The following is a 9,521-nucleotide window of genomic DNA, read 5'->3' as shown; positions in this document are numbered from 1 at the left end:
GCTGCTGATATTGCGGCTGCGGCGCTACTGGCTGCTGCGGCGCTACCGGTTGCTGTGGCTGCTGATACTGCTGCTGCGGCGCTACCGGTTGCTGTGGTTCAACAATGGGCGTAAACAGTGGCTCGTGTGGGCCATCATCCACCAACGCTTTCATCGGTGAAAATTCAAAATCATTCAGCGAGAATGGATTTGCTCCCGCAGGTTGTTCACCGGAATAACGTTGCTGCTGAGTCTGGGCAAACTGACGAGCCAGTTCAGCCTCCGCCGCTGCATCTTCATCTTCAGGGTTAACTGGCGCATCATGCTGATACTGTTCACCATAGCGTTGCTGCTGTGCCTGGGCAAACTGACGTGCCAACTCATCTTGCTGCATCGCATCGATTTCATCATCGTTATACTGATCGCCAGAATCGTATTGATTGCGCTGCGCTTCGCGAGCTTTCTCTTCGGCGGCTCGTTGTGAAGGTAGTTTAATGCCATACGATGCCAGTTCACGACGAGTCGGAACACGAATACGCTTTGGTCGTGGCAACTGCGGGCCTATCCCCTCTTTCACTTGTGGTCGAGGTCCACCGCTATTTGCCAGGCTAAAAACAGGTGCAGCAACCGTTGCTGCGGCCCCCGTCGCCAGAGTCGCTTTCTTCACGCCCGATGCCAGCGGCGAAACAGCAGCCACGGCTTCTACCGGAGGGACTGCGGCAGCAGTCGGCGATGACTGAACAGATTTAGCTGACTGAACAGGTCTAACAGGCTCAGGTTCTTTAACTGGTTCAGGAATAGGCTGATACCAAGCGGCGAGCTGCTCACGTTCGCGCGCACGCTTCTCTTCAACTTCTTCAAAGTAGTAAAGCGGCGGACGCGCAGGTTTTGTTTCTTCAACAACCGGTTCAGGTTCTACAACAGGCGGCTGTTCAACCGGTTGCGGCTGTTGACGCAACGTCTCCTGAACGGCTGGCTGCTGGTAGGTTTGCTCAGGCTGGTATGTAGACTGCGCCGCAAAAGTGGATTGTGTCCCCTCGGCTTGCCACGCGTTATCAGCCACTGGTTGTTCAGGCACTGGTGCATAATATGGTTGTTGAACAGGTTGTTCTACAGCAGGCGCATAATATGGCTGCTGAACCGACTGTTCAGGCACTGGTGCATAATATGGTTGTTGAACAGGTTGATCCGCAACAGGCGCATAATACGGCTGCTGAACCGGCTGTTCAGGCACTGGTGCGTAATATGGTTGTTGAACAGGTTGTTCCGCAACAGGCGCATAATATGGCTGCTGTGACTGCACAGGTTGTTGCGGATAACCTTCCAGCGCTGGGGCAATGACCGAATCGCCCGTTTGCGGCCTTGGCGCAGGCTGCCAGGCAACAGCAGGTTGAGCAGGTGGAACATCAACCGACGCAACAGGCGGCGTTTGAGTAACAGGTTCAACCGGAGCTGCCCAGCTTTGCGTCGCCGTGGTAGCAGCAGCTGCCGCAGCAACAGGTTCGGTAATTGGTGCACCGTTTAATAATGGATCGTATTCGTCATATTCTGGCTGCGTTGCACGGTTGCCCGAAAAGAGGACATCATCAGGATCAGCGGCTACGCCGCGCGCAGTGTAGGTAATGTCGTCTTCATCATCCATCCGCTTACCGGAGAACAATGCAGCGTCTGTTTGCCGCCCCATCGGATTGATGAATTTTTCCGCCAGACGTTTACGACGCGCTAACGCGCCACGAAGAATACGAGCACGGCGCGATTCATGCTGTTTGCCGTTTTTTTCGTCTTCATACTCTTCGTCGTCTTCATACTCTTCTTCATCAACCCAGGTATCATCGCGACGAGTGCGGTTACTGGCGAAAGTGAGGATGTTTAAAATCCAGCCCCCCAGTTTTTCGGCAATGGTCACCCAGGACCAGCCGGTAAACAGCGTCAGGCCAGCCGCCCAAACACAGAGCAGCGCAATGGTCCCGCCACTGCTGTGCAACAGCGGCTGCAGCGTAGTGCTTAATAAACTACCGATTACACCACCGGAGGCAAAATACCAGATGTCGTCCGCGTTGATTGCCGCAAGGCCACAGGACGTAAGGATAAGCGCCAGCACGCCAATAATTCTTAGCGAAACGGCGAAATAGTCAACGTACTCATCGCTGGACTGATGACGCCAGGCAAACCAACAGCCGCCAACAATAATGACCGGGATGGTGTAAGCCATCACGCCAAAAATGAAGAACAGCGTATCTGCCAGCCACGCGCCAGGCGTCCCGCCTAAATTATGGATAGGCTCATGCCAGGCCGTTTGCGACCAGCTGGGGTCCGAAGGGTTAAAGCTTAATAAGGCTGCCATCAACCAGACGGCAAACAGGACAATAAGAATCAGCAACGCCTCCAGAAGTCGGCGCCCGCTGCTTAACTTTGTCAATGTGACTTCTTTGTCTTCAGTGTATTCCTGGCTCAAGAAAGGCTCTCCAGGTTACAGGCTTTTCCTGCCCGATGCTAAAACGGACAACAGCACCAGGTTACCCCAGTACTGTTGCTGTATGGATTAACAGGAGTGTAATCAAAATACGCCTATTTTGCACCTGTTCCGTGTTAGCGCGTCTTAATAACCAGACGATTACTCTGCTTGACTTCTTCCATAACAACGTATGTCCGTGTGTCATTGACGCCAGGCAGACGCAGCAGGGTTTCCCCTAGCAGCTTACGATAAGCTGACATATCCGGCACGCGTGTTTTCAACAGGTAGTCGAAATCACCGGATACTAAATGACACTCCTGAATTTCTTCAAGTTTTTGCACAGCAGTATTGAATTGTTCAAACACATCCGGAGCGCCACGATTCAGAGTAATCTCAACGAATACCAGAAGTGATGCATCCAGATAATGCGGGTTCAACAGCGCCGTATAGCCCTGAATAAACCCTTGTCTTTCCAGCCGACGCACACGCTCAAGGCACGGCGTTGGGGAAAGTCCCACACGTTTAGAAAGCTCGACGTTAGAAACACGCCCATCCTTTTGCAACTCATTAAGAATGTTACGATCGATACGGTCGAGATCTTTGCCAGGGCGCTTCTTGCTATCTACCATTATTATTGTCTCTCTGTATTCCTTCCCTACTCCTGTCTGACCCTGAAGACATCACTGTTCAGAGTCGCTACCTGTCACGATAGACCGAAATCATTAAGATTCACGGCTCGCAATGCCTGGGTCTACGGTGAGAAGACCGTTGCCTTGAGGCAGCTATCGACATCACGAATGGCGTCTGTCCACGCCATGCGTAGATTTCACTAGCACGGTAAACATGGTATTTACATGCATGATTATGCGCACATAACAATACTGTTTTTTTCTTCCTCGAATGTTTTCGCAAAACACCAGGTGATTGTCAAAGCAAAACATCGTTTTTTAGTACAACATGCCAGTTATTCATTAACAGTGACGTTTAATCATCATTTAATCGGCTTATAAACCGGAAAAATTAAGTAGCAGACGTGATAATGACGGGAGAATGACAGGAGAATTTGACACGATTATCGCTTTTGACGATTGCACATATCGTTAACAAAATCGTCATACTCTTTTTTTACGTCTGTAAATTCCCTACAATCCTGCCCATTGTCTGCCAACAACTATGGGGATCTCATGGGCACGACCAAACACAGTAAACTGCTTATCCTGGGCTCAGGCCCGGCGGGATATACCGCTGCTGTCTACGCGGCACGCGCCAACCTGCAACCGGTGCTGATTACCGGCATGGAAAAAGGCGGCCAGCTGACGACGACCACTGAAGTAGAAAACTGGCCAGGAGATCCAAATGATCTGACCGGCCCGTTGCTCATGGAACGCATGCATGAACATGCTACCAAGTTTGAAACTGAAATTATTTTTGACCACATCAATAAAGTGGATTTGCAGAATCGTCCGTTCCGCCTGACTGGCGATAACGGCGAATATACCTGCGATGCGCTGATTATTGCCACCGGGGCTTCTGCACGCTATCTCGGCCTGCCCTCTGAAGAGGCTTTTAAAGGTCGTGGTGTCTCTGCCTGTGCGACCTGCGATGGATTCTTCTATCGTAACCAAAAAGTGGCGGTTATCGGCGGCGGCAATACTGCAGTTGAAGAGGCGCTGTATCTGTCTAACATCGCTTCCGAAGTACATTTGATCCACCGCCGCGATGGTTTCCGTGCGGAAAAAATCCTCATTAAGCGTCTCATGGACAAAGTGGAGAACGGCAACATCATTCTGCACACCAACCGTACGCTGGAAGAAGTGATCGGCGATCAGATGGGCGTCACTGGCGTTCGTCTACGCGATACGCAAAACAGCGATAATATCGAGTCTCTCGACGTTGCTGGTCTGTTTGTTGCTATCGGTCACAGTCCGAACACGGCTATTTTTGAAGGACAACTGGAACTGGAAAACGGCTACATCAAAGTGCAGTCGGGTATTCATGGTAATGCCACCCAGACCAGCATTCCGGGCGTCTTTGCCGCAGGTGACGTGATGGATCATATTTATCGCCAGGCCATTACTTCTGCCGGTACAGGCTGCATGGCAGCACTTGATGCGGAACGCTACCTCGACGGTTTAGCTGACGCAAAATAATTTTACAAATCAGTAACAAAAGTAAAGAAGGCGACACCATGCGACTATGGGTCGCCTTTATTTTTTCCCCGTTGTAACATTGCTCTGCAAATAATTCTGATAACTCACCTGCTAAGCGTGCAATGAATAAATCCCGTCAAAAAGAGTTAACCCGCTGGTTAAAACAGCAAAGCGTCATCTCCCAACGTTGGCTGAATATTTCTCGTCTGCTGGGCTTTGTGAGCGGCATATTAATAATTGCCCAGGCCTGGTTTATGGCGCGAATTCTGCAACATATGATTATGGAGAACATCCCCCGAGAAGCCTTGCTACTTCCCTTTACCTTGCTGGTGATGACCTTTGTGCTGCGTGCATGGGTGGTCTGGTTACGCGAACGGGTGGGCTATCACGCCGGGCAACATATTCGTTTTGCCATCCGCCGCCAGGTTCTTGACCGTTTGCAGCAGGCGGGGCCGGCCTGGATTCAGGGCAAACCTGCGGGGAGCTGGGCGACGCTGGTGCTCGAGCAAATTGACGATATGCATGATTACTACGCTCGCTACCTACCGCAAATGGCGCTGGCAGTCTCAGTGCCACTACTGATTGTCGTCGCAATTTTCCCTTCTAACTGGGCCGCGGCACTTATTTTACTCGGCACTGCACCGTTAATTCCGTTGTTTATGGCTTTAGTTGGGATGGGTGCTGCCGATGCTAACCGACGCAACTTTCTCGCGCTTGCTCGCTTAAGTGGGCATTTTCTCGATCGTCTGCGCGGCATGGAAACCCTGCGTATTTTTGGTCGTGGCGAGGCTGAAATTGAAAGTATCCGTTCGGCTTCGGAAGATTTTCGCCAACGGACCATGGAAGTATTACGCCTGGCGTTTTTATCCTCCGGTATTCTTGAATTCTTTACCTCGCTGTCGATTGCCCTGGTCGCGGTGTACTTTGGTTTCTCTTATCTTGGTGAGCTGGATTTTGGCCACTACAGCACGGGCGTGACGTTGGCTGCGGGCTTCCTTGCGTTGATCCTCGCCCCCGAGTTTTTCCAGCCGTTACGTGATCTCGGCACGTTTTATCATGCCAAAGCCCAGGCTGTTGGCGCGGCTGACAGCCTGAAAACATTTATGGAAACACCGCTCGCCCATCCACAGCGTGGTGACGTTGAGTTAACGTCTACCGAACCAGTGACCATTGAAGCCAAAGATCTGTTCATCACATCGCCTGAAGGTAAAACACTGGCTGGCCCGCTGAACTTTATACTACCTGCAGGCAAACGTGCGGTACTGGTGGGACGAAGCGGATCCGGGAAAAGTTCACTATTAAATGCGCTTTCCGGTTTTCTCTCTTATCAAGGCTCGCTGCAAATCAACGGCATTGAATTGCGGGATTTATCTCCGGAATCATGGCGAAAACATCTCTCATGGGTTGGCCAGAATCCGCAATTACCCGCGGCAACAGTACGAGACAATGTGCTGCTGGCACGACCGGATGCCAGCGAGCAAGAGTTACAAACGGCCCTGGATAACGCCTGGGTCAGTGAGTTTCTGCCGCTCCTGCCGCAAGGTATCGATACTCCCGTGGGCGATCAGGCAGCTCGCCTTTCCGTAGGTCAGGCACAACGTGTGGCCGTAGCGCGTGCATTACTTCATCCCTGCTCACTGTTATTACTGGATGAACCTGCAGCCAGCCTCGATGCACACAGCGAGCAGCGTGTGATGCAGGCGCTAAACGCAGCCTCGCAGCGCCAGACAACGCTGATGGTCACCCACCAATTAGAAGATCTCGCTGACTGGGACGTCATTTGGGTGATGCAGGATGGCCAAATTATCGAGCAAGGTTGTTACGCTGATTTAAGCGTGGCTAACGGTCCATTCGCCACGTTGCTGGCCCACCGTCAGGAGGAGATTTAAATGCACGCGTTACTTCCTTATCTGGCTCTATATAAGCGTCATAAGTGGATGTTAAGTCTTGGTATTGTGCTGGCAATTGTCACACTGCTCGCCAGTATCGGCTTGTTGACGCTTTCTGGTTGGTTCCTCTCCGCTTCGGCAGTGGCGGGAGTTGCAGGACTGTACAGCTTTAACTACATGCTACCTGCCGCAGGTGTACGTGGCGCGGCAATCACCCGCACCGCCGGGCGCTATTTTGAACGTCTGGTGAGTCACGATGCGACTTTCCGCGTGTTGCAGCATTTGCGCATTTACACCTTCAGCAAGCTGTTGCCTCTCTCCCCTGCCGGGCTGGCCCGCTATCGCCAGGGCGAATTGCTCAACCGCGTCGTCGCCGATGTTGATACGCTCGATCATCTTTACTTGCGCGTTATCTCACCGCTGGTAGGGGCTTTTGTGGTAATTATGGTGGTGACTGTCGGGTTAAGTTTTCTTGATTTCACCCTCGCCTTCACGCTGGGCGGCATTATGTTGCTGACGCTTTTCCTGATGCCGCCGCTGTTTTATCGAGCGGGGAAAAGCACCGGGCAAAACCTTACCCATCTTCGCGGTCAGTATCGCCAACAGTTAACCGCCTGGCTGCAAGGGCAAGCTGAACTGACCATTTTTGGTGCCAGCGATCGTTATCGTACGCAGTTAGAGAACACCGAAATTCAGTGGCTGGAAGCGCAACGTCGTCAGTCCGAACTGACTGCGCTCTCGCAGGCAATTATGCTGTTGATTGGCGCGCTGGCGGTGATTCTGATGCTATGGATGGCCTCCGGCGGCGTTGGCGGTAATAGCCAGCCGGGTGCGTTAATTGCGCTGTTTGTCTTCTGTGCATTGGCTGCATTCGAAGCCCTGGCTCCGGTGACAGGTGCATTTCAGCATCTGGGGCAAGTTATTGCTTCTGCCGTGCGTATCACTGACTTAACTGACCAAAAACCAGAAGTGACCTTTCCGGATACTCAGTCCGCTGTTCCTGAGCAGGTTTCCCTGACATTACGGGATGTTGTGTTCACTTATCCGGAACAATCCCAACAAGCACTTAAAGGGATTTCTCTTCAGGCAAACGCCGGAGAACATATTGCGATTCTCGGGCGAACCGGATGCGGAAAATCAACGTTGTTACAACTTCTAACCCGTGCATGGGACCCGCAACAGGGTGAGATTTTGCTCAACGGCAGCCCGATCTCTGACCTGAATGAATCGACATTGCGCCAGACCATCAGCGTTGTGCCGCAGCGAGTGCATCTGTTTAGCGCCACACTGCGCGATAATCTGTTACTCGCCGCACCTGGCGCTACTGATGAGACTCTTGCTGAAATTCTCCGTCGCGTCGGTCTGGAGAAACTACTCGAAGACACAGGGCTCAACAGTTGGTTGGGAGAAGGCGGACGTCAGCTTTCCGGCGGCGAACTGCGTCGTCTGGCTATCGCCCGTGCGCTATTGCACGATGCGCCGTTAGTATTACTGGATGAACCAACCGAAGGCTTAGATGCCACGACTGAAAGTCAGATCCTCGAATTACTGACTGAAATGATGCGTGAGAAAACGCTATTGCTGGTTACACATCGGCTGCGTGGACTTTCACATTTTCAGCAAATAATAGTGATGGACAACGGGCAAATTATTGAACAAGGTACCCATGCAGAACTGCTTGCCAGACAGGGGCGTTATTACCAGTTTAAGCAGGGTTTGTAAGCTATTATTGAACGATCCGACTTGCGTAGTGGAGTTTTGCAGTCATGCGCCTGGTTCAGCTTTCTCGCCATTCAATAGCCTTCCCTTCCCCGGAAGGCGCATTACGTGAGCCTAACGGTCTGCTGGCACTGGGAGGCGATCTTAGCCCTGCGCGGCTGCTCATGGCTTATCAGCGTGGTATTTTCCCGTGGTTTTCTCCGGGCGATCCTATTCTCTGGTGGTCGCCTGATCCACGTGCGGTTTTATGGCCAGAATCACTGCATATCAGCCGCAGCATGAAACGTTTTCATAAGCGCTCTCCCTATCGCGTCACGCTGAATTACGCGTTTGGTCAGGTCATTGAAGGCTGCGCCAGCGATCGCGAAGAAGGGACCTGGATTACGCGTGACGTCGTCGAAGCCTACCATCGTCTTCATGAGTTGGGCCATGCCCATTCCATAGAAGTGTGGCGTGAAGGCGAAATTGTCGGCGGCATGTACGGCGTAGCGCAGGGAACACTGTTTTGTGGCGAGTCGATGTTCAGCCGCATGGAGAATGCCTCGAAAACAGCGCTCCTGGTTTTTTGTGACGAATTTATCCGCCACGGCGGCAAGCTTATCGACTGCCAGGTATTAAATGACCATACGGCCTCGCTTGGTGCCTGCGAAATTCCTCGCCGGGATTACCTCAATTATCTCAATCAACTGCGCCCCGAACGGTTACCAAATAATTTCTGGGTACCACGGCGATTGTTTTCACCACAAGAATGAATGTTTTCGGCACATTTCTCCCCAGAGTGTTATAATTGCGGTCGCAGAGTTGGTTATGCTCATTACTCCGCTGCCGATAAGGAATTTTTCGCGTCAGGTAACGCCCACCGTTTATCTCACCGCTCCCTTATACGTTGCGCTTATAGTGCGGCTTAGCCGTGTGTTTTCGGAGTTATGTGCCAAACCTGTTTGTTGCGAATTAGCGCACAAATCTTTACTTATTTACAGAACTTCGGCATTATCTTGCCGGTTCAAATTACGGTAGTGATACCCCAGAGGATTAGATGGCCAAAGAAGACAATATTGAAATGCAAGGTACCGTTCTTGAAACGTTGCCTAATACCATGTTCCGCGTAGAGTTAGAAAACGGTCACGTGGTTACTGCACACATCTCCGGTAAAATGCGCAAAAACTACATCCGCATCCTGACGGGCGACAAAGTGACTGTTGAACTGACCCCGTACGACCTGAGCAAAGGCCGCATTGTCTTCCGTAGTCGCTGATTGCTTTACCGCCTGATGGGCGAAGAGAAAGAACGAGTAAAAGGTCGGTTTAACCGCAATGCCGTTCACTTAAG

At 51.7% G+C, this 9,521-nt stretch carries 7 protein-coding genes; 5 read left to right on the top strand and 2 right to left on the bottom strand.

Annotated elements, in window-relative coordinates:
- Together D9738_RS25200 and lrp are read right to left on the bottom strand one after the other, a co-directional pair.
- The coding region (locus tag D9738_RS25200) for a DNA translocase FtsK 4TM domain-containing protein (protein ID WP_240780597.1) at positions 1 to 2,434 on the bottom strand (2,434 nt) is incomplete at its 3' end.
- A 134-nt stretch (positions 2,435 to 2,568) separates the two neighbouring features.
- Positions 2,569 to 3,063, bottom strand: coding sequence for a leucine-responsive transcriptional regulator Lrp (gene lrp / locus D9738_RS17725; protein ID WP_130260769.1), 495 nt, complete (start codon positions 3,061 to 3,063; stop codon positions 2,569 to 2,571).
- Between the two features lie 555 nt (positions 3,064 to 3,618).
- Between lrp and trxB the strand changes: the two genes are divergently transcribed.
- The 5 genes from trxB to infA all read left to right on the top strand — a co-directional run bounded on the left by trxB (position 3,619) and on the right by infA (position 9,447).
- Entirely contained in the window at positions 3,619 to 4,584 is a 966-nt protein-coding gene (trxB, locus tag D9738_RS17720) for a thioredoxin-disulfide reductase (protein ID WP_130205283.1), read from the top strand.
- Between the two features lie 122 nt (positions 4,585 to 4,706).
- Complete coding sequence (gene cydD / locus D9738_RS17715; protein WP_130260768.1) at positions 4,707 to 6,473, top strand: cysteine/glutathione ABC transporter permease/ATP-binding protein CydD; 1,767 nt, start codon at positions 4,707 to 4,709, stop codon at positions 6,471 to 6,473.
- Complete coding sequence (gene cydC, locus D9738_RS17710; RefSeq protein WP_130260767.1) at positions 6,474 to 8,195, top strand: cysteine/glutathione ABC transporter ATP-binding protein/permease CydC; 1,722 nt, start codon at positions 6,474 to 6,476, stop codon at positions 8,193 to 8,195.
- Between the two features lie 44 nt (positions 8,196 to 8,239).
- Positions 8,240 to 8,944 (top strand): leucyl/phenylalanyl-tRNA--protein transferase, encoded by a 705-nt coding sequence (gene aat, locus D9738_RS17705; RefSeq protein ID WP_130205277.1) that lies wholly within the window; start codon positions 8,240 to 8,242, stop codon positions 8,942 to 8,944.
- Positions 8,945 to 9,228: 284 nt separating this feature from the next.
- The gene (gene infA, locus D9738_RS17700; RefSeq protein ID WP_001040187.1) at positions 9,229 to 9,447 is read left to right on the top strand and encodes a translation initiation factor IF-1; all 219 of its coding nucleotides are present in this window, start codon (positions 9,229 to 9,231) and stop codon (positions 9,445 to 9,447) included.
- Positions 9,448 to 9,521: the final 74 nt, after the last annotated feature.

It is taken from the genome of Escherichia sp. E10V5, assembly GCF_004212315.1.
Classification (GTDB): domain Bacteria; phylum Pseudomonadota; class Gammaproteobacteria; order Enterobacterales; family Enterobacteriaceae; genus Escherichia.
The sequence above is the reverse complement of the archived record's forward strand: the minus strand, read 5'-3'. Positions and strand labels throughout refer to the sequence as shown.

Coding starts and splice junctions, on each gene's coding strand:
- lrp (WP_130260769.1), bottom strand. CDS start 3,063: ATGGTAGATAGCAAGAAGCGCCCTGGCAAAGATCTCGACCGTATCGAT.
- trxB (WP_130205283.1), top strand. CDS start 3,619: ATGGGCACGACCAAACACAGTAAACTGCTTATCCTGGGCTCAGGCCCG.
- cydD (WP_130260768.1), top strand. CDS start 4,707: ATGAATAAATCCCGTCAAAAAGAGTTAACCCGCTGGTTAAAACAGCAA.
- cydC (WP_130260767.1), top strand. CDS start 6,474: ATGCACGCGTTACTTCCTTATCTGGCTCTATATAAGCGTCATAAGTGG.
- aat (WP_130205277.1), top strand. CDS start 8,240: ATGCGCCTGGTTCAGCTTTCTCGCCATTCAATAGCCTTCCCTTCCCCG.
- infA (WP_001040187.1), top strand. CDS start 9,229: ATGGCCAAAGAAGACAATATTGAAATGCAAGGTACCGTTCTTGAAACG.